Origin of the sequence: Streptomyces sp. NBC_00019 (assembly GCF_045041015.1) — a bacterium.
Lineage (GTDB): Bacteria > Actinomycetota > Actinomycetes > Streptomycetales > Streptomycetaceae > Streptomyces.
Window position 1 is genome coordinate 3,865,472 of record NZ_CP108302.1, and the last position, 18,984, is coordinate 3,884,455.

The window sequence follows — 18,984 nt, forward strand, 5'->3', positions numbered from 1 at the left end:
CGTACGTCCCCCTGTAGCCGTCTCCGGCCCCCGTGACCGGACGGATCAGCCTAGCTCCACGGGTCAACGGGGTCAGAACTGGATCGAGTTGATGGTCTCCGCTATCGAGTTGAGGAAGCGCTGGATGTCGTCGGCCATGCCCGTCGAGGCGAGAAAGAAGCCGAACAGCACGGCCACGACGGCAGGTCCGGCCTTGAGGGATCCGCCACGGATCAACACCACCAAGATGATCGCCAACAGCAACACCACTGACAGCGAAATGGCCACAACTGATCACACCCTCGGTCGGTCCGCTCTCCCGGCCCGGGGGTGCCAGCCCCGCGCACCCCCGCCAGAACCATCGTGCCACCAACCAGGCCGCTGTATGCGGCGGGTGATGCATCGTTGACCACACCTGTGCCTGAACTGTGGGGCGCCGTCCGGCCGCGCGACCGACCCTTCATGTCCCGCACAACAATTCGAGAGTGCACCCGCACCGGTAATTCGACTGGATCGTTTCGGTCTCCACACATCCTGTTCGCAGGTAATTCGAATAGTCATCGCGCCCACAGGAAGCGGACATTCCGCCGGAGTCGCCTGCTGGTCTTATGCCCTATTTAGTCGGGATGAATCACACCAAGTTGGCGCTTGCCGTGACCATAATCCCTACCCACCAGGTGTGTTGACCGTCACGTTCACCGGACGTCAACTGCGCGATTTCCTGGGCAACCGAAGCGAATAACCAGGAATGACCTGGCGGGTTTTACGAAAACCCACAGGCAACGCTAGGGTGCCTCAGATGTTCCACGCTGCCTCGTCCCCCGCACGCGGCAGAGCGCCGCTCCCCCCTGCCCAGCCGTCGGCATCAGGAGTGCCGAGTCCGCGCTCGCCCCTCAAACAGCAGAACGAACAGTCGGCCAAGCCCGCCGGCAAGCAGCGCGACGCCTTCTTCGACAACGCCAAGTACCTGGCGATCGTGTTGGTGGCCATCGGTCACGCCTGGGAACCGCTCAAGGGCGACAGCCGCATCCTGGAAGCCGCGTACACGGTCGTGTACTCGTTCCACATGCCGGCGTTCATCATCATCTCCGGCTTCTTCTCGCGCAGCTTCGACATGCGCCCGGACCGGCTGCGGCGGCTGATCACCGGTGTCGCGGTGCCGTACATCGTCTTCGAGACCGCCTACGTCCTCTTCGAGCGCGTGGCGGGCGACGACCCCGGCAAGGACATCAGCCTGCTCGACCCCTGGTATCTGACCTGGTTCCTGTGCGCGCTGTTCGTCTGGCGGATGATCACCCCCATCCTGAAGGCCGTCCGCTGGCCGCTCCCCTTCGCGCTCGGCCTCGCGATGCTGGGGTCCGTCGCGCCGTCGATCGGTGACGACCTGGACCTGCAGCGGATCCTGCAGTTCCTGCCGTACTTCGTGCTGGGCCTGTGCATGAAGCCCGAGCACTTCCACCGGGTGCGCACCCGCACGGTGCGGATGCTGTCGGTGCCCGTGTTCGCGGCCGCGCTCGCCATCGGCTGGTGGGCGGTACCGCGCATGAACACCGCGTGGTTCTACCACCGGGACTCCGCGCAGGAGTTGGGCGCCCCGTGGTGGGCCGGGCCGGTCATGGTGCTCGCGATGTTCGGCTGCTCGCTGCTGCTGACCGCCTGCTTCTTCTCCTGGGTGCCGCGCCGGAACATGTGGTTCACGGCCCTCGGCGCGGGCACGCTGTACGGCTATCTGCTGCACGGCTTCCTGGTGAAGGCCGGTGACTACCAGGGCTGGTTCGACCACCCCTGGCTGCACCGCCCGCTCGGCGAGATCGCCGTGAGCGTCCTCGCGGCCGCCGTCGTCACCGTGCTGTGCACGAAGCCCGTGCAGCGGATCTTCTGGTTCGCGATGGAGCCGAAGATGGAGTGGGCCTTCAAGCAGGACCCCGCCGAACTGGCCCGGGAACGCCAGAAGCAGGAGCGCCGCGAGAAGGTTCTCGCCTAGCCGCTACGACCCCTTCCTCACCCCAGACCGAGAAGTGCACGCATCCGCGCGTACTTCTCGGTCAGTCGTTTGCGGGTCTCCTCGTCGAGAACCGCGAGGCGCGCCGGGTCGGCGTTGTGCGCCAGGTCCGACTCCTTCACCAGCAGCGCGCCGGGAGTGGCGAGGATCCGCCCGGCGTACGCCTCGGGCGGCTCCCCCGACCGCTTGGTGACCGCGAGCACGATGTCCTTCGTACGACGGCTCAGCGCGGCCTCCTCCAGCCAGTGTGCGGAGAGCGCGTCGTCCTCGACGGCGTCGTGCAGCCAGGCGGCCGCGATCTGCTCGGCGTCGCCGCCCCGCGCCCGCACCCCCTCGGCCACCGCCTGGAGATGTTCGGCATAGGGCCGGCCCGCCTTGTCGGTCTGGCCCTCGTGGGCGGTGCGGGCGAGGGCTTCGACCTCGGTCGGGGTCAGGGTGCGCGGTGCGTCGGTCACGGCTCCAGTGTCTCCCCGCGCAGCGCGGCGCGGGCCGGAAGGCCGGCCGCGGTCAGGCCCAGGGCGACGATCGCCGCGACGAGTGAGCCGTACACCAGCGGAGGGATGTACGGCCCCTGTCCCGTCAGCCCGTTCATCATCGGGACGAGTGTGGCGAGCGCGATGGCCGTGCCGAGGACGATGCCCGCGAGGGCGACCAGGAGGGCCTCCCAGCGGATCATGCTGAGCACCTGGCGGCGGGTGGAGCCGATGAGGCGCAGGGTGCCGAGTTCGCGGCGGCGGTCGAGGACCGTCATCACCAGGGTGTTGCCGGCGGCGACGGCCGCGAAGCCGCCGAGGACGGCCGCCATGACGTTGTTCGCCCAGGCGTTGAGCTTGCGGTCCACGGACTGGACGGTGGTGTAGTCGGCGCGGGCCAGGACCGTGCCGAGTTCCTTCAGACCGGCTCCCGTGCCGCCCCTGGTCCACAGCTCCGCGTCGAAGGCGGAGGTGACATGACCGGCGAGGTCGGTGCGGGCCATCGTCACCTGCGACAGTCCCATGCCCCGTCCGTACGTCGCCACGATCCGCGGCTCCGCCTTCGTGCCGTCGGGCAGCCGGATCGGGAGACGGTCGCCGACCTCGGCGTCCGCGTTGCCGGCCAGGGAGGCGTCCACGGCGATCTCGCCGGGTTCCAGGGAGAGTCGGCCGTCCTTGACGTCCAGATCCTGTACGGCCGCCAGATCGCGTGCGGAGCCCGTGACGCCCTGTGCGGTGGCCTCCTCGAGGGTGCCGCCGGAGGCGGGGACGAGCACGGCGGTCCTCAACAGGCCGACGGCGGAGGTGACTTCGGGGGCGCGTTCGGCCCGTCGTACGGCGTCGGGGGCCAGGCCCGGGCCGTCGGCGGTGACGATGTGGTCGGCGGTGATCCCGTCCCGCTGCTGCTCGGCGGTGACATGGTCCTCGCTGGTGTGCAGGAAGAGCAGCACCGAGGAGAACGCCATCGCGAGCACGATCGGGGTGATCGCGGAGGCCAGTCGGCGGGCGTTCGTGCGGGAGTTGGCGGCGGCGAGCACGGCGGAGGCGCCGGCGCCACGCAGCGGGAGGCCGAACAGGGCCGCGCAGGCGCGGGCGATCAGCGGACCGAGCAGGGCCACGGCCAGCATGAACAGCATGACGATGCCGAGCGCGGCGTTGGCCGCGTCCTCGCCGGTCGTCGAGGCGGCCAGGCCCGCGCAGACACAGCCGCCGGCGGCCGCGGCGATACCGAGCGGGGTGCGGATCCAGCCGAAGCGCAGACGCTCCACGGAGGCCTCGCTGAGCGCCTGGCCCGGCTTGATGCGGGAACTGCGGTGGGCCGCCATGTATCCGGCGAGCAGGGCGGCAATGATCACGGCGCCGACCGCGGAGACCAACGGGATCCAGGAGACGGACAGTTCGACGGCCCGGGGCACCCCTCCCCTGTCCCGCAGCTGCCCCAACCACCAGGCGGCCAGGGCGACTCCGGGCACACAGCCGGCCACGCCCGCGAGCGGGGCGACCAGGAGGGCCTCCGTGGCGATCGTGCGGCGGATCTGGCGCGGGCTGGTGCCGATGGCACGCAACAGGGCGAACTCTCGGGCGCGTTGGCCGACGGCGAGGGCGACGGTGCCGGCCGCGGTGAACATGGCGACCATCGTGGCGGTGCCACCGAAGGAGGCGCCGAGGGCGATGAGGATCTCCTTCCCCTCGGCGAGGGTGGGGTCCTGCACCGTGCCCCGGCCGGTACCGGTGTGGATCTTGGCCTTGCCGCCGAGGGCGTGGGCCACCTGGGCGGCAAGGGTGTCGGTGGGCACGCCGGGCTTCGGGAGCACGGCGATGGCGTCTATGCGGCCCGGGTGCCCTGAGAGGCGTACGGCTTCCGCGTCCGCGAACCAGGCCTGCGCGGAGTCCGTGGTGCCGGAGACGCGGTAGGTGTGGGTTCCGGTGGGGGTCGTGAGGGCGATCCGGTCGCCTATGCCGGCCTGGTTCAGGACGACTTCGCCGGCGGCCGGGGCACGGCCCGCCGTCAGGTGTTCGCCGGTGAAGGCGGTGGCGGACCAGTTGTGGGCGGTGAGGGCTGTGCCCTGGGGGCCGGTCACCGGGAAGGTGACGTCCGCCACGGCCGTGCGGGCGCCGGGCGCCTCGGCCGCCTTCGTGACCAGGGCGGCGTCGAGGCGGGCGCGGTCCGGGACCGGTTCGCTGTCGGCGCTGTCGCCCTTGCCGTAGTGGGCCCGCTGGTCGGCGGCGGCCACGACCGGGGCGTTCGCGTAGCGGCCGGGCGGGACCTCGGCCCGTATGCCCGTCTCCAGAAGGATGCCGCAGGCCGACACGATCAGCGCGGCCATCGCGAGGGCGACGAAGGTGCCGACGAACGCGGAGGGCCGGAATCGGACGGCGGCGCGGGCGAGGCCGTTGGGGGTGAACATCAGGCTGCCACTCCGTCGTAGGGCCTGGTGAGGGACGTCATGCGGGCGGCGATCCGGTCGGGGGTGCCGCGGTCCAGGTGGTCGACCAGTTCGCCGTCGGCCAGGAACAGGACGCGGTCGGCCCAGGCGGCCGCCGTGGGGTCGTGGGTGACCATCACGACGGTCGCGCCCTGGTCGTCCACCGCGCGGCGCAGGAGGCCGAGGATCTCGGCGGCCGTGGTGGTGTCCAGGGCGCCGGTCGGTTCGTCCGCGAAGACGACGTCGGGGCGGGTGACGAGGGCACGGGCGATGGCGACGCGCTGCTGCTGGCCGCCGGAGAGGTGGCCGGGGCGACGGCGGGCCTTGTCGGTCAGGCCGACCTGGGCGAGGACGTCCGCGGTGCGGCGGCGGTCCGGGCGGTGGCCGGCGAGACGCATCGGGAGGGCCACGTTCTGCTCGACCGTGAGGGACGGGAGCAGGTTGAAGGCCTGGAAGACGAAGCCGAGACGGGTACGGCGCAACGCGGTGAGCTTGTTCTCCTTCATGCCGGTGATCTCCGTGCCGCCGAGGCGGACGGTCCCGGAGGTGGGCCGGTCGAGGCCTGCCGCGCACTGGAGGAAGGTGGACTTGCCGGAGCCGGAAGGGCCCATGACCGCGGTGAAGGTGCGGGGCGGGAGGGTCAGGTCGATGCCGCGCAGGGCGTGGACGGCGGTCCGGCCCCGGCCGTAGCGGCGGTGCACTCCGTGGAGCTCTACGGCCCAGTCGGCTGGCATGGCTGTCCTTCCGTTCGTTCGAGGGGTGGTGTCTCGAACGTACGGATTCGGGGGGTACGGGGACCATGCGGGCGGCTGGCGGATCGAGGCGGGGGTAAACCCCACCGAGGGGGGAGTTCCCTCAGAGGCTCGCCGCCTGGGCCGTCGGGCCCTCCCGGCAGATCAACAGGAGCGCCCTGTCGTCGTTGACGTCCTTCGCCACCGCTTCGATCAGATGCCAGGCCGCGCCGTGGAATCCGCCGGCCACGTAGCGGTCGGCCTCGCCGGTGAGGCGGTCGATGCCCTCGACGATGTCGCGTTCGGAGGTTTCGACGAGGCCGTCGGTGAAGAGCATCAGGACGTCGCCGGGGCGGAGCGAGCCCTTGACCGGATCGAACTGGGCGCCGTCGTAGACGCCGAGGAGGGGGCCTTCGGCCGCCTTCTCCTCCCAGCGGCCGCTGCCCGCGCTCAGTTGGAGGCCCGGGGGATGGCCGGCGGAGTAGAGCTCGTAGTCGCCGGAGTCCAGGTCCAGGACCAGGTGGATCGAGGTCGCGAAGCCCTCGTCCCAGTCCTGGCGGAGAAGGTAGCCGTTCGCCGCGGGGAGGAACGCGTGCGGCGGCAGGCTGCCCAGGAGGCCGCCGAAGGCGCCGGAGAGAAGCAGGGCGCGGCTGCCCGCGTCCATGCCCTTGCCCGACACGTCCGTCAGGACCACCTCCATCGTGCGGCCGCCGTTGGTGCGGGCCGCGACCACGAAGTCGCCCGAGAAGGACTGGCCGCCCGCCGGGCGCAGGGCCATCTCGCGGTGCCAGCCCTGGGGCAGCTTCGGCAGCTTGCTCTGGACCCGGATGCGTTCGCGGAGGTCGAAGAGCATGGTGCCGCCGCGCCGCCAGGGCACACCGACCCGGCTGCGGAATTGGGCGATCAGCAGACCGAAGAAGCCACACGCAGCCACCACGAGCACGATGCCCGGGGTCACCCGGGACGGGCCCTCCGTGTACGGGCCCAGCTGCACGGACTCCACGATCAGTGCCGTCGCCGCCGCCGCGTACAGGCCGAGCAGGCTCGCCGGGCGCAGCAGCAGGCCGCCCGCGACGATCGGGAGGACCAGCGCGGCCGGGGAGACCCAGACCGAGTTGGCGAGCGTCGTGACCGCGATCAGCGGGATCGTGATGAGCAGACCGGCCAGTGCGACCCAGTCCGAACCGTCCCCGCGGAAGTAGTCCACAGCGCTTCTGCGCAGGCCGACGCGAGCCCGGTGCCACTGCATCTTCAACCGGGCTGTGAACGTCTCGGCTTCCGCGCGCCGCTCTCGTCCTGCTGCCATTAGTTCGGGACCCTATCCATCGGACCAGCTGCTTGGCACGGGAGGTCCCACTTGTCCCCCGTCCGAGGTTCAACTTCACAGTGAACTTCACAGGAAGCCGTCGTGCCGCCGCCAAGGAGAAATTCCCTGGCTCGTCCCGCAATGCCCTGGTAGGCATGGTCCATGGCTTCTGACTTGGCGACCGAACTGCGGGTGCTGCGGCGGCAGGACTGGGACAAGTGGTACGACAACCTGATCCGCGCCTTCGGCGGGGTCCCGGAGTCGGACCAGGAGCGCGAGCTGTGGGACACCCTCACCGAGACCGACCGTTCCATCGGCGTGTGGGACGGTGATGCGTGTGTCGGTACGGCGGGCGCGTTCAGCTTCCGGCTGACCGTACCCGGCGGCGCCTCGGTACGGGCCGCCGGCGTCACCATGGTCAGTGTGGCCGCGACCCATCGCCGCCGTGGTGTCCTCACGGCGATGATGCGGCGACAGCTGGACGACGTACGGGAGTGGGGATGGCCGCTGGCCGTGCTGACCGCCTCCGAGCCCGCCATCTACGGGCGGTTCGGGTACGGCGTCGGTACGCATGCCGTGACCGGCGAGATCGACACCAAGCAGGTGCGGCTGTCCGTCCCGCCGGGGACGGACGAGGTACGCCTGCGGTACGCCGAGCCCGCCGAGTCGCTGGGAGCGTGCGAGGCGGTCTACGCCCGCGTCGTGCCGTCGCGGCCGGGGATGGTGGCGCGTACTCCCGGCTGGGAGCGGCTGATGCTGCTCGACCCGGAGAGCGAGCGGGAGGGGGCGTCGCCGCTGCAGTGCGTGGTCGCGGAGCGGGACGGGGAGGTCGTGGGGTACGCGCGCTTCCAGGTCAAGCCGGACTGGGAGCCGACCGGGCCGCAGGGCAAGGTGCTGCTCCGTGATGTCGAGGCGCTCGACCCCGCGGTGTACGCGGCGCTGTGGCGGTTCCTGTTCGACATCGACCTGACGTCGAAGCTGCTGACCCGGGGGCGGCCGGTGGACGACGCGTGGCAGTACCTCGTGTCCGACATCCGGCGGTGTTCGCTGCGGGTGCGGGACTCGTTGCACGTGCGGCTGGTGGAGGTGGGGGCCGCGCTGGAGGCGCGGACCTATCAGGCGCCGGTGGACGTGGTGTTCGAGGTCGCGGACGACTTCTGTCCGTGGAACGCGGGGCGTTGGCGGCTGAGCGGGGACGCGAAGGGGGCGTCCTGCGAGCGGACCACCGACCCGGCGGATCTGGCTCTGTCCGTACGGGAGTTGGGGGCGGCGTACCTCGGTGGCGTGAGCCTGGCCTCGCTGGGGGCCGCCGGGCGGGTACGCGAGCTTCGGCGCGGGGCGTTGGCGGAGGCCTCGGTGGGGTTCGGCTCCGCCGTGGCGCCGTGGCTGCCGCACGGGTTCTAGGCCGGGCTCAGGGTTTCTGGCAGGCCGGGCACCAGAAGAGGTTGCGGGCGGCGAGATCGGCGGTGCGGATCTCGCCGCCACAGATGTGGCAGGGCAGGTTGGCCCTGCGGTAGACGTACACCTCGCCGCCGTGGTCGTCCACGCGGGGTGGGCGGCCCATCGCCTCGGGGGTGTGTTCGGGGCGGACGGTGTCGATGCGGTTGTGCTTCACGCCCTCGTGCATGAGGTCCACGAGGTCGTGCCAGATCGCGTCCCACTCCGGTGGGGTGAGGGTGCTTCCGGTGCGGTACGGGTCGATCCGGTGCCGGAAGAGGACCTCGGCGCGGTAGACGTTGCCCACGCCGGCGATGACCTTCTGGTCCATCAGCAGGGCGGCGATCGTCGTACGGCTGCGGGAGATCCGCTGGTACGCGGTCTCCGGGGTGGCGTCGTCGCGGAGCGGGTCGGGGCCGAGGCGGTCGTGTATCGACTGCTTCTCGGTGGGGGTGATCAGGGCGCAGGTCGTGGGGCCGCGGAGGTCCACGTACGACGTGGGGTTCGTGAGGCGGAGGCGGACCGTGTCGGTGGGTGGGGGTGCGGGGGTCGGGCCGAAGGTGACCTTGCCGAAGAGGCCGAGGTGGATGTGGATCCAGTCGGTTTCCCGGAAGCCGAGGAAGAGGTGTTTGCCGTGGGCCTCGGTGTGGGTGAGTTCCGCGCCGTCCAGGAGGTCTGCGGCGTCGGTGAACTTGCCCTGGGGGCTGGTGACCTGGGTTCTTCTGCCGCGGAATGCTGCGGCGTAGTCCTTGGCCAGGCGGTGGATCGTGTGCCCCTCAGGCACGGTGGCTCCTCTTCGTCCGGGGGGACTTTTCTCGCCCCCGCCGCCCCTACCCGTCCCATCCTCCAGGGGCGCTGCCCCTTCGACCCCGGTTCCTGGGGGCTGCGCCCCCAGACCCCCGTCGGCCCCTAAAGGGCCTCGTCCTCAAACGCCGGACGGGCTGAAAAACAGGCAAGGCCTCGTCCTCGGACGCCCGACGGGCTGGAGGACACGAGAAGCGCAGACGCCCGCTGGAGGTTCGTCGTGGGTTACTGCTGGGGGTGGTGGGGCGGGATCGGGGGGAGGTCGCCTGTTGTCTCGTAGGTCGCCAGCATGTCGATGCGGCGGATATGGCGGGCGTCCTCGGAGAACGGGGTGGCGAGGAAGGTCTCCACGAACTTCGTGGCCTCGTCCTCGGTGTGCATGCGTGCGCCCACCGCCACGACGTTGGCGTTGTTGTGCTGGCGGCCCAGCGACGCGGTCTCCTCGCTCCAGGCCAGCGCCGCGCGGACGCCCTTGACCTTGTTCGCGGCGATCTGCTCGCCGTTGCCGGAGCCGCCGATCACGATGCCGAGGGAGTCCGGGTCCGCCGCTGTGCGCTCGGCGGCGCGGAGGCAGAACGGGGGGTAGTCGTCCTGGGCGTCGTAGATGTGGGGGCCGCAGTCCACCGGGTCGTGACCGGCCGCCTTGAGCCAGTCGACGAGGTGGTTCTTGAGTTCGAAGCCCGCATGGTCGGAGCCGAGATACACGCGCATGGGATGAGTGTGACACGACTGTTTCGGGGCAGCAGCCCTGGGTGTCGTCCAGGAAAATTATCGATCTGACCATTGAAGCTCAAGAAAACCTCAAGTAACGATCCGGAATCAAAGGTTCACGAATTCCTTTGCCTCCGATTCACTGGACCGATCCGTACGCCGCTCGTACGGGACACTGCTCGCCCGGCGCAAAGGAATTCCCCGTATGACTTCGCAGCCGACCCCGGCCAAGGCCACCGGAGACCCCGGTAACGGTCTTCAGGCCGGGCTCAAGAACCGTCACCTGTCGATGATCGCCATCGGTGGTGTGATCGGTGCCGGCCTCTTCGTCGGATCCAGCTCCGGTATCGCCACCGCAGGACCCGGCATCCTCCTGTCGTACGCACTCGTCGGCACGCTCGTGGTGCTGGTGATGCGGATGCTCGGTGAGATGTCCGCCGCCAACCCGACCTCCGGGTCGTTCTCGGCGCACGCCGACCGCGCGCTCGGGCCCTGGGCCGGGTTCTCCATCGGCTGGCTGTACTGGTTCTTCTGGGTCGTGGTGCTGGCCGTCGAGGCCACCGCAGGTGCCGTGATCCTGGAGGGCTGGATACCGGCCGTGCCCCAGTGGGCCTGGGCCCTCATCGTGATGATCGTGCTGACGGCGACCAACCTGGTCTCCGTCGGGTCCTACGGCGAGTTCGAGTTCTGGTTCGCCGGTATCAAGGTCGTCGCGATCGCCGCGTTCATCGTCATCGGCGGGCTCGCCGTCTTCGGGGTGCTGCCCGGCGTCGACAGCGACAAGGCCGGTCTCGGCAACCTCACCGACCACGGCGGCTTCCTTCCCCACGGAGCCGGCGCGATCCTCACCGGTGTGCTGCTCGTCGTCTTCTCCTTCATGGGCAGCGAGATCGCCACCCTGGCCGCCGGTGAGTCCGAGAACCCGCAGCAGGCCGTCACCAAGGCGACCAACAGCATCATCTGGCGGGTCGGCGTCTTCTACCTCGGCTCGATCTTCGTCGTGGTCTCGCTCCTGCCCTGGAACGACCCGTCCATCAAGAAGGACGGCTCCTACGTCGCCGCCCTCGACTCCCTGGGCATCGCGCACGCCGGTCAGATCATGAACTTCATCGTGCTGACCTCGGTGCTGTCCTGTCTCAACTCCGGCCTCTACACGGCCTCCCGCATGGCGTTCTCGCTCGGCCAGCGGGGCGACGCTCCGAAGGCGTTCGCGCGGACCAACAGCCGGGGTGTGCCGATGACGGCGATCCTCGCCTCGGTCGTGTTCGGCTTCGTCGCCGTCTTCTTCAACTATCTGTCCCCGAAGACGGTCTTCCTCTTCCTCGTCAACTCCTCCGGCGCGGTCGCCCTGTTCGTCTGGCTGGTGATCTGCTTCTCGCAGCTGCGGATGCGGAAGATCATCCAGGCCGAGGCGCCGGAGAAGCTGGTCGTGAAGATGTGGCTGTACCCGTATCTCACCTGGGCGACGGCCGGGCTGATCGTGTTCGTGCTCGGCTACATGCTGACCGACACCGAGGGTGCGAGCAGTGGTCGTACGACCGTCCTGCTCTCGCTCCTCGTCGCGGCGTTCGTGCTCGCCATCGCCTTCGTGAAGGAGAAGGTCGGGGCCGGTCGGGCCGCGGTCTCCCCCGAGGTGCACGACGAGGTCGACGAGGTCAAGGTCGGCTGACGCGCCACGCATGAAGAAGGGGCCCCTCTCGAGGGGCCCCTTTTCTCATGCCGTCCTTCTCATGCCGTCCTTCTCATGCCGTCACAGGATCGTGAAGCTGTCCGTGACCTTGTCGTACGTCTTCACCGCCTGGTTCTCGATGTCGGGCTGGTACCAGGTGTTGATCTGGTACGACTTGCCGTCCGCGTTGAAGCCCAGCAGCCGGGCGTGCCACTTGGTGCCCTTGAGCGTGAAGGTGTACTCCCAGACGACCGCCGGGTAGTCACGGAACTTCGTCTCCTCCAGCCGGATCTTCTGGTAGTCCTCGCCCTGGTGGGCGTTGGCCTCCGAGGTCTCCCAGGTCTCCATCAGATCGCCGCGGGCCAGCGAGGACTTGGCGACGAGCTCCTGTCTGCCGTCCGGCGACGTGTAGTGGACCTCCGCGCCCGTCTTCACGTCCCTGCGCCAGCCCTCGGGTGTCGCCCAGGCGAACCCGCCCGCCTCCCGGTGCGCGCCCGGCGGCAGGCTCTGCGGGCGGGACGTGCCCTCGACGGTGGGCGACGGTGTCCCGGACACGGTCGGGGACGGGGTGGGCGAGCCGTCCGCCTGATTCCCGCCGGGTGAGCCGGAGTTCATCAGGAGCACGACGGCGACGACCGCACCGGCGGTGACCACGGCCGCGGCGGCGAGGAGTCCGGTACGGCGGTGCGGGCGCCGCGGGCCGGCCGGGCGGGCGGGTCCCGGCAGCTCGCCGGGCTCCGTCCCGAGCGGCGGCTCGTGCACCGGCCTGCGCTCGGTCAGCGCCTCGGAGCGGTCGAGCGATACGCCGCGTACGGCTCCCGCCGGGCTGCCGACGGGGGTTTCGGAACGGACCTCGGAACTGGTGGACGCGGCCGCTTCCGTGGAGGCGTTGCCGGGGTTGAGGGCGGGTGGGGGTGTGGGGCGGTCGAGGCTGACGGGACGCTCGGTCCGGGCCGGGTGCGCAGCGGGCTCATGGGTGGCCGGTTGCTGGGTCTGCGCGGGTGCGGTGCGCTGCTGCGGGATCGCGTCGTGCACGGCCTCGGGTTCCGGCTCGGGGCGCCGGGGGTCCCAGGCCGCGGGGACGCGGGAGGCGTCCAGGTAGGCGGGGGTGGGTGATTCGTGGGGGGCCCACGGGAGTTGAGGGGTCGCGCGGTCGGGGGGTGCGTGGTCGGGGGGTGGGGTCCGTGGAGTGGGTGCGGAGGGCGTCGGCGACTCGGACGCCTCCCCGGTCCCGCTCCCACCGGCCGCCTCGCCCTCGGAGGCCGGCCCTCGCGCCGCTTCGGACTCCGGCGCGACAGGACGGCCCAGCCCCTCCGGCCCCGCCCCCGCCAGGTGTTCCGGTGTCTCGGGGTGCGGGTGGGGCTTCGGCTCCGTGGCTCGGGGTCGGCTCGGGGCCGCTACCGGTCGGGATCCCGGGTCCGTGTCGGGCAGCGCTGCCCCGGGCTCCGGCGGCCGTTTTTCCTCGCGGAGTTCTTCTGCTCCGCGGACCGTCACCGTCGGTGTGGGTGTCGGGAAGGCCACCGGGTGGAGGGCGATCTCCAGTTCCGCCAGCCCCGGCCGGACGTCGGGGTCCTTTTCCAGGAGCGCGGCCAGGATGTCGCGCAACGGGCCTGCCGCGGAGGGGAGTTCGGGCTCCTCGTAGAGGACCGCGTGGAGCGTGGCGAGTGTGGTGTCGCGGGAGAACGGGGAGTGGCCGCCCATGGCCGCGCAGAGGGTCGCGCCGAGGGACCAGATGTCGGACGGCGGGCCCTGGGGGCGGCCGGAGATGCGCTCGGGGGCCATGTAGTCGGGTGAGCCGACCAGCATGCCGACCATCGTCAGCGCCTTCGCGTCCTGGATCGCCGCGATGCCGAAGTCCGTGAGGACCACGCGGTGTCCGTTCCGCTCCACCAGGACGTTGCCCGGCTTGATGTCCCGGTGCAGGACGCCACGGGCGTGCACCTGACGCAGTGCCGTCACCAGGCCGACGCCGATCCGCGCCGCCTCCAGGGGGCCGAGCGGGCCGTCCTCCACCATCATCCGTTCCAGGGAGCGGCCGGCGACCAACTCCATGACGATCCACAGACGTTCGCCCTCGTCGACGACGTCATAGATCCGTACGACATTGGGGTGATCGATCCGCGCCGTGGCCCGGGCCTCGCGCAGCGCGCGTTCCCGGCGGGTGCGCGCGTCCTCCGCGTCGAGGCCGTCTATGCGCATCTCCTTGACCGCGACCTCCCGGTCGAGCATCTCGTCGGCGGCTCGCCACACCCGCCCCATTCCCCCCTGTCCAATGCTCTCGACCAGGCGATAACGTCCCGTCACCAATATCCCGGGAGCCCCACCGCTCCTCGTGTTTCCCGTGTTCCCCGGCAATCCGTCACACCCCCCTCAACCACGCACCGGTCAACGCTTACTTCAACACAATGGTCACACTTTGCGCCGTACCAGCATAGTGCGGAGAAATCTTGTGGTAGCTCTTCAAGTACTGCGAATTCAGGCGCAGCCAAGGGGGACGAACATGAGTTCTCGTCGTATGACGACCATCGCGGGATCGCTGGTCACGGCATCTTTTTCGGCCGTGCTGATCCTTTCCACCGCCGCCGGCGCGGACGAGGGACCCGGGAGCAGCAAGGGGGGAAAGGCCGTCGACGAGGCACCGGCGGGCGTGAAGCTGATCACGCTGCTGCCCGAACAGATCTCGGTCGACAACAGTTCCGAAAAGACCGACCTCACCGCCACGGTGAAGAACGAGGGGACCAAGGAAAGCGGAAAGATCCAGCTTTTGGTCGTCGGCTTCGACGGCCTCACGGTCAATAACGTTCAAGGGTGCTCCTCGATTGCCGAAAGCGATCTGCCGGAGGGCTCGAACAGTGGTTTCGCCTGCCCGATCGACAATCTCGCGGCCGGTAAGTCGAAGTCGTACGCCGTGGACGCGACATTCGATCTCGGAAAGACCGGAAAGATCTGTCTGCCGGTGCAGACCGGCGACGGGAAGAAGACGTTCTGGCAGCAGGGCCCGGTTCCGTTCGGTACGACGAACCCGTCGCCGAACGCCCCGGCCACCCCGCTGCTGCTCGGCACCGACAACCAGCCCGTGGGGCCGGGCGGCGACAAGGAGCTGCCCAAGACCGGTCCCGCCCGTGACCTGCTCCCAATGGGGGCGGGGGGCGCGGCGCTGCTGACGGCCGGTGCGGCCGGGATGTGGTGGTCGACGCGGCGCCAGGAGAGCTGACCGACGACGGAGGCATAACCTGACGGAAACTGTCAGGTTATGCCTCCAGCATGAGGTGCATGAACAGCCACACAGCAGAGGAACTCAGCGGATTCCAGACCGGGTTCACCGTGCGTCCCGCACATGTCTTCGCCGCAGCCTCGGCCGACGACGTCATCGCCGCCGTGCGCCACGCCGCCGCCGAGCGGCTGCCGGTGACCGTCCAGGCCACGGGGCACGGGCTGCCGGGCCCGGTGGAGGGCGGCGTACTCGTCTCGACGCGGCGCATGGACCGGGTGAGCGTCGACCCTGTCGAACGCACCGCCCGCGTCCAGGCCGGGGTCCGCTGGGGTCAGGTCGTCGAAGCCGCCGCACCTCACGGGCTCGCCCCGCTCAACGGCTCCGCACCGGGCGTCGGCGCCGTGTCGTACACGCTGGGCGGCGGACTCGGCATCCTGGCACGGGAGTTCGGGTACGCGACCGACCACGTCCGCTCCCTCGACGTCGTCACCGCGGACGGGCGGCTGCGGCAGGTGACCCGGGAGTCCGCGCCCGACCTGTACTGGGCGCTGCTCGGCGCCGGGCACGGCTTCGGTGTCGTCACCGAGCTGGAGATCGGCCTCGTCCCCGTGCGGACGCTGTACGGCGGCTCGCTCGCCTTCGACGGGCGTCAGGTCGATCCGGCGGCCGTGCTGCCGGCGTACGAGGCGTGGACGCGGACCGTACCGGACGGGCTGACCTCGTCCTTCGCGGCCGTACCGTATCCGGACGTGCCGGCGCTGCCGCCGCACCTGCGCGGGCGGTACGTCCTCTCCGTACGGGTCGCGTACACGGGCGGCGACGGGGAGCGGCTCGTCGCGCCGCTGCGGGAGATCGGGCCGGTGCTCGCCGACTCACTGCGGGAGATGCCGTACAGCGAGAGCCACACCATCCACAGCGACCCGGACTTCCCGCATGCGTACTACGGGGACAGCGCGATGCTGGGTGAGTTCGATCTCGCGAGGGCCGGTGAGGTGCTCCGGCGTACCGGGCCGGGCGCCGGCGCCATGACCGTCGTACAGATCAATCATCTCGGTGGGGCGCTCGGCCGGCCCGCGCCGAACTCCGTGCCGTGGCGCGAAGGGCGGTTCCTGGTACGGCTGTTGACCATGGCGGACCGGGAGACGGCGCGCGGGATCCTCGACCCGGCCTTCGCGTTGCTCGCGCCCGTGACACTCGGGCGGGCGGTCAACTTCGCGTTCGGGGCCGGGGACCGGAGCGAGGCGTTGTACGACGAGGTGACGCGCAAGAGGCTCGCCGGGCTGAAGTCGCAGTACGACCCGGCGAGCCTCTTCCCTGACCACGTCAGCGGTTTCAGCGGTTGACGAACTTCCAGGTCGTGGGCAGCAGGCCCATCGCCAGGGCCGCCTTGAGGGCGTCGCCGATCAGGAACGGGGTGAGGCCGGCCGCGATGGCGGCGGAGGCGGACATGCCCATGTCGAGGGCCAGGTACGGGACGCCGACGGCGTAGATGATCGCCTCGCCGAGCAGCATCGCGCCCGCCGTACGCCACACGGAGCGGTCGGCGCCGCGGCGGGCCAGGGCGCCGACGACGGTGGAGGCGAGGATCATGCCGAGGATGTAGCCGAAGGACGGGGCCGAGCTGCCGGAGCTGGCCCCCGCGAACCACGGCACGCCCGCGATGCCCGCGAGCGCGTACAGCGCGAGGGAGAGGAAACCGCGCCCCGCGCCCAGCGTCGTGCCGACGAGCAGCGCGGCGAAGGTCTGGCCGGTCACCGCCACCGGGGAGCCCGGCACGGGCACCGAGAGCTGGGCGGCGAGGCCGGTGAGCGCGGCGCCGCCGAGCACGAGCGCGACGTCCCGGACACGGGAGGCCGGCAGCAGGTCGGCGAGGACCTGGCCAGGGCGGACGGGGGCGACGGCGGTGCTCATGGGGACTCCGCGAGGGTATGAACGGCGAGGGACATCGCGACGCTATCCCGGCACCCCGGCGCTGATCACCGTCAGCGCTCGACAAAGGCTCAAGCCCCGACTTGGTGGGCTCCAGACAAAGGGTGGTGGTTACACCGGGTAGGACGTGACACCGGTCACTGAGGCCGGGACGTTTCACTCACGTGTCGAGTGTGAACGGCGTCTGTAGGGTCCCACCAAACAGGGCATCGCACTCTGGCCGGATCCGGCCGACACCCCTACCCTCCGAGCCATGGTTGCCCAGGCCCTCACCCTCACGTCGCGTCGCCACGTCGACCTGCGGCGAGTGAGCGCGGCCGCCTGTCGCCGCCCCGGGTGAGGCGGCTCCGGCGCGCCTCCCCCTCCGAGACGGCGCAGTGTCGGAACCGCTCCCGAGGATGATCGCCATGCCCACCACCCTTGCCTCCCCCATCTCGCGCGCCTCCGATGCCAACCGGCGGCGCACCAGCGCCAGTGTCGTACTGCGGTCCGTGCTGGAGCACGGGCCGGTGGCGCGCTCCACCATCGCCCGGCTCACCGGGCTCTCCCCCGCCTCGGTGACCGACTACTGCGCCCGGTTCGCCCGGCTCGGACTGATCCGGGACGCTGCCGTGCCCCGGCGGTCGAACGGTGTGGGGCGGCCCCATGTGCCGGTCGACTGACTTGCCGGAAGCCCCCGTGTGGATCACACGGGGGCTTTTTGCTGTTAGCTTGTTATTGCAAGTTCATTGCAACAAGAGCTTTTGAGGGGACCCCTTCATGCCCGTCTACACGCTTCCTGAACTGCCCTACGACTACGCCGCACTCGCCCCCGTGATCAGCCCCGAGATCATCGAGCTGCACCACGACAAGCACCACGCGGCGTATGTGAAGGGCGCGAACGACACGCTGGAGCAGCTGGCGGAGGCGCGGGACAAGGAGACATGGGGGGCGGTCAACGGGCTGGAGAGGAACCTGGCCTTCCATCTGTCCGGGCACATCCTGCACAGCATTTACTGGACCAACATGAGCGGCGACGGGGGCGGCGAGCCCCACGCCGCGGACGGCGTGGGTGACCTCCAGGACGCCATCACGGAGTCGTTCGGCTCCTTCGCCGGGTTCAAGGCGCAGCTGACCAAGGCGTCCGCGACGACGCAGGGATCCGGGTGGGGCATCCTCGCCTACGAGCCACTCAGCGGCCGTCTCATCGTCGAGCAGGTCTACGACCACCAGGGCAACGTCGGGCAGGGATCGGTGCCGATCCTCGTCTTCGACGCCTGGGAGCACGCCTTCTATCTGCAGTACAAGAACCAGAAGGTCGACTTCATCGAGGCGATGTGGGCCGTCGTCGACTGGCAGGACGTGGCGCGGCGTCACGAGGCCGCGAAGTCCCGCGCGGATGTGCTGCTGCCGGCGCCGTGAGGCGCGTACGAGTCGTCCTGCCTCGTGATCGTCTTCTCAACCTTCACCGGCAGGCGGAATGACGGAAGCCCCCGCGAGGACGTGACTCGCGGGGGCTTCCTGGTGCGCCTCGGCTCAGGGCTTGCGGCCCACACCGCCGTGCTGGCCGATCGGCGTGGGAGTCGCGTCCGTGTCCGGGCGCCACAGGGGGACGGACACGATGCCCGGGTCCACCAGCTCCAGACCCTCGACGTACCCGGTGATCTGCTCGACCGGGCGCAGGAAGTAGGGGACGGCGCCGGTTTCGTTGTAGGAGTCCTGGGCGTGTTCGTAGTCCGGGTCGGTGCCTCGGGAACCTTCGTTGAGCGAGAGGTAGCTGCCCGAAGGGAGGCCGGCCAGGAGGCGGGTGACGAGGTCGCGGGCCTGGTCGTAGTCGGTGACGTGGCCGAGGATGCCACTCATGATCAGGGCCGTCGGCCGGGTGAGGTCGAGGGTCCTGGCAGCCGCCTCCAGGATGCGCTGGGGGTCGTACAGGCTCAGGTCCTCGTACGCCGTCATGCCCTGCGGTGTCGAGGTGAGCAGGGCGCGGGCGTGGGCGAGGACGAGCGGGTCGTTGTCGACGTAGACGATCTTCGACTCGGGGGCGATGCGCTGGGCGACCTCGTGGGTGTTGTCGACGGTGGGGAGCCCGGTGCCGACGTCCAGGAACTGGCGTACACCCGCCTCCTCCACCAGGTACCGGATGCTGCGGCCGAGGAAGGCGCGGCTGCTGCGGGCGATGGTGACGATGCCGGGGAAGACGGCGGTGTAGGCGTCGCCGGCCGCCTCGTCCACGGGGTAGTTGTCCTTGCCGCCCAGCCAGTAGTTCCAGATGCGGGCCGAGTGGGGCACCGAGGTGTCGATCTCCGTCATGGGCCCATGGT

At 70.3% G+C, this 18,984-nt stretch carries 17 protein-coding genes and 1 pseudogene; 8 read left to right on the forward strand and 10 right to left on the reverse strand.

Annotated features, from left to right (window positions below; translation table 11 throughout):
- Positions 1–72: 72 nt before the first annotated feature.
- A complete protein-coding gene (locus tag OHU89_RS18325) occupies positions 73–267 on the reverse strand; it encodes a hypothetical protein (protein WP_030044846.1) in 195 nt (64 codons plus the stop codon).
- Positions 268–850: 583 nt separating this feature from the next.
- Between OHU89_RS18325 and OHU89_RS18330 the strand changes: the two genes are divergently transcribed.
- Positions 851–1,963 carry an acyltransferase family protein gene (locus tag OHU89_RS18330; protein ID WP_405644221.1) on the forward strand — a complete coding sequence of 371 codons (1,113 nt, stop codon included), beginning with the start codon at positions 851–853 and terminating at the stop codon, positions 1,961–1,963.
- A 17-nt stretch (positions 1,964–1,980) separates the two neighbouring features.
- Here the strand turns inward: OHU89_RS18330 and OHU89_RS18335 are convergent, their stop codons facing one another.
- From OHU89_RS18335 to OHU89_RS18350, 4 genes are all read right to left on the reverse strand, one after another.
- Positions 1,981–2,436 carry an HD domain-containing protein gene (locus OHU89_RS18335; RefSeq protein WP_405644223.1) on the reverse strand — a complete coding sequence of 152 codons (456 nt, stop codon included), beginning with the start codon at positions 2,434–2,436 and terminating at the stop codon, positions 1,981–1,983.
- Complete coding sequence (locus OHU89_RS18340) at positions 2,433–4,862, reverse strand: ABC transporter permease (RefSeq protein ID WP_405644225.1); 2,430 nt, start codon at positions 4,860–4,862, stop codon at positions 2,433–2,435. The genes OHU89_RS18335 and OHU89_RS18340 overlap by 4 nt, the downstream gene beginning before the upstream one ends.
- On the reverse strand, positions 4,862–5,614 hold the full coding sequence (locus tag OHU89_RS18345; protein ID WP_267015897.1) for an ABC transporter ATP-binding protein: 753 nt from the start codon (positions 5,612–5,614) through the stop codon (positions 4,862–4,864). The genes OHU89_RS18340 and OHU89_RS18345 overlap by 1 nt, the downstream gene beginning before the upstream one ends.
- Before the next feature lie 121 nt (positions 5,615–5,735).
- On the reverse strand, positions 5,736–6,917 hold the full coding sequence (locus OHU89_RS18350; protein ID WP_266892422.1) for a PP2C family protein-serine/threonine phosphatase: 1,182 nt from the start codon (positions 6,915–6,917) through the stop codon (positions 5,736–5,738).
- A gap of 162 nt (positions 6,918–7,079) precedes the next feature.
- Here OHU89_RS18350 and OHU89_RS18355 point away from each other — a divergent pair, with 162 nt between their 5' ends.
- Positions 7,080–8,321, forward strand: coding sequence for a GNAT family N-acetyltransferase (locus OHU89_RS18355; protein ID WP_405644227.1), 1,242 nt, complete (start codon positions 7,080–7,082; stop codon positions 8,319–8,321).
- 7 nt (positions 8,322–8,328) lie between these two features.
- Here OHU89_RS18355 and OHU89_RS18360 read toward each other — a convergent pair whose 3' ends face one another.
- Both OHU89_RS18360 and OHU89_RS18365 read right to left on the reverse strand, forming a co-directional pair.
- Positions 8,329–9,138, reverse strand: a complete 810-nt coding sequence (locus tag OHU89_RS18360; RefSeq protein ID WP_405644229.1) for an Fpg/Nei family DNA glycosylase — start codon at positions 9,136–9,138, stop codon at positions 8,329–8,331.
- A 245-nt stretch (positions 9,139–9,383) separates the two neighbouring features.
- A complete protein-coding gene (locus OHU89_RS18365; protein WP_266892417.1) occupies positions 9,384–9,869 on the reverse strand; it encodes a ribose-5-phosphate isomerase in 486 nt (161 codons plus the stop codon).
- 205 nt (positions 9,870–10,074) lie between these two features.
- On the opposite strand from OHU89_RS18365, the gene OHU89_RS18370 reads away from it, so the two are divergent.
- Positions 10,075–11,538, forward strand: a complete 1,464-nt coding sequence (locus tag OHU89_RS18370; RefSeq protein WP_405644231.1) for an amino acid permease — start codon at positions 10,075–10,077, stop codon at positions 11,536–11,538.
- A gap of 81 nt (positions 11,539–11,619) precedes the next feature.
- On the opposite strand, the gene OHU89_RS18375 is transcribed toward OHU89_RS18370, so the two are convergent.
- The gene (locus OHU89_RS18375) at positions 11,620–13,797 is read right to left on the reverse strand and encodes a protein kinase domain-containing protein (protein WP_405644233.1); all 2,178 of its coding nucleotides are present in this window, start codon (positions 13,795–13,797) and stop codon (positions 11,620–11,622) included.
- 241 nt (positions 13,798–14,038) lie between these two features.
- Between OHU89_RS18375 and OHU89_RS18380 the strand changes: the two genes are divergently transcribed.
- Together OHU89_RS18380 and OHU89_RS18385 are read left to right on the forward strand one after the other, a co-directional pair.
- Entirely contained in the window at positions 14,039–14,752 is a 714-nt protein-coding gene (locus tag OHU89_RS18380) for a hypothetical protein (protein ID WP_405654548.1), read from the forward strand.
- A 50-nt stretch (positions 14,753–14,802) separates the two neighbouring features.
- Positions 14,803–16,095 carry an FAD-binding oxidoreductase gene (locus tag OHU89_RS18385; RefSeq protein ID WP_405644235.1) on the forward strand — a complete coding sequence of 431 codons (1,293 nt, stop codon included), beginning with the start codon at positions 14,803–14,805 and terminating at the stop codon, positions 16,093–16,095.
- On the opposite strand, the gene OHU89_RS18390 is transcribed toward OHU89_RS18385, so the two are convergent.
- On the reverse strand, positions 16,085–16,663 hold the full coding sequence (locus OHU89_RS18390) for a biotin transporter BioY (RefSeq protein WP_405644237.1): 579 nt from the start codon (positions 16,661–16,663) through the stop codon (positions 16,085–16,087). The genes OHU89_RS18385 and OHU89_RS18390 overlap by 11 nt on opposite strands.
- Positions 16,664–16,934: 271 nt before the next feature.
- Here OHU89_RS18390 and OHU89_RS18395 point away from each other — a divergent pair, with 271 nt between their 5' ends.
- The 3 genes and pseudogenes from OHU89_RS18395 (at position 16,935) to OHU89_RS18405 (ending at position 18,082) form a co-directional block, all read left to right on the forward strand.
- Positions 16,935–17,021 (forward strand): putative leader peptide, encoded by an 87-nt coding sequence (locus OHU89_RS18395; RefSeq protein WP_353694792.1) that lies wholly within the window; start codon positions 16,935–16,937, stop codon positions 17,019–17,021.
- A gap of 58 nt (positions 17,022–17,079) precedes the next feature.
- Positions 17,080–17,340 (forward strand): annotated as a pseudogene (locus tag OHU89_RS18400) (sugar kinase); the annotation flags it as partial.
- Between the two features lie 100 nt (positions 17,341–17,440).
- Positions 17,441–18,082 carry a superoxide dismutase gene (locus OHU89_RS18405; protein WP_405644239.1) on the forward strand — a complete coding sequence of 214 codons (642 nt, stop codon included), beginning with the start codon at positions 17,441–17,443 and terminating at the stop codon, positions 18,080–18,082.
- 114 nt (positions 18,083–18,196) lie between these two features.
- On the opposite strand, the gene OHU89_RS18410 is transcribed toward OHU89_RS18405, so the two are convergent.
- On the reverse strand, positions 18,197–18,973 hold the full coding sequence (locus OHU89_RS18410; protein WP_405644241.1) for an SAM-dependent methyltransferase: 777 nt from the start codon (positions 18,971–18,973) through the stop codon (positions 18,197–18,199).
- Positions 18,974–18,984: the final 11 nt, after the last annotated feature.

Coding starts and splice junctions, on each gene's coding strand:
- OHU89_RS18405 (WP_405644239.1), top strand. CDS start 17,441: ATGCCCGTCTACACGCTTCCTGAACTGCCCTACGACTACGCCGCACTC.
- OHU89_RS18410 (WP_405644241.1), bottom strand. CDS start 18,973: ATGACGGAGATCGACACCTCGGTGCCCCACTCGGCCCGCATCTGGAAC.
- OHU89_RS18380 (WP_405654548.1), top strand. CDS start 14,039: ATGAGTTCTCGTCGTATGACGACCATCGCGGGATCGCTGGTCACGGCA.
- OHU89_RS18365 (WP_266892417.1), bottom strand. CDS start 9,869: ATGCGCGTGTATCTCGGCTCCGACCATGCGGGCTTCGAACTCAAGAAC.
- OHU89_RS18385 (WP_405644235.1), top strand. CDS start 14,803: ATGAGGTGCATGAACAGCCACACAGCAGAGGAACTCAGCGGATTCCAG.
- OHU89_RS18395 (WP_353694792.1), top strand. CDS start 16,935: ATGGTTGCCCAGGCCCTCACCCTCACGTCGCGTCGCCACGTCGACCTG.
- OHU89_RS18350 (WP_266892422.1), bottom strand. CDS start 6,917: ATGGCAGCAGGACGAGAGCGGCGCGCGGAAGCCGAGACGTTCACAGCC.
- OHU89_RS18355 (WP_405644227.1), top strand. CDS start 7,080: ATGGCTTCTGACTTGGCGACCGAACTGCGGGTGCTGCGGCGGCAGGAC.
- OHU89_RS18370 (WP_405644231.1), top strand. CDS start 10,075: ATGACTTCGCAGCCGACCCCGGCCAAGGCCACCGGAGACCCCGGTAAC.
- OHU89_RS18375 (WP_405644233.1), bottom strand. CDS start 13,797: ATGGGGCGGGTGTGGCGAGCCGCCGACGAGATGCTCGACCGGGAGGTC.
- OHU89_RS18390 (WP_405644237.1), bottom strand. CDS start 16,663: ATGAGCACCGCCGTCGCCCCCGTCCGCCCTGGCCAGGTCCTCGCCGAC.
- OHU89_RS18340 (WP_405644225.1), bottom strand. CDS start 4,862: ATGTTCACCCCCAACGGCCTCGCCCGCGCCGCCGTCCGATTCCGGCCC.
- OHU89_RS18345 (WP_267015897.1), bottom strand. CDS start 5,614: ATGCCAGCCGACTGGGCCGTAGAGCTCCACGGAGTGCACCGCCGCTAC.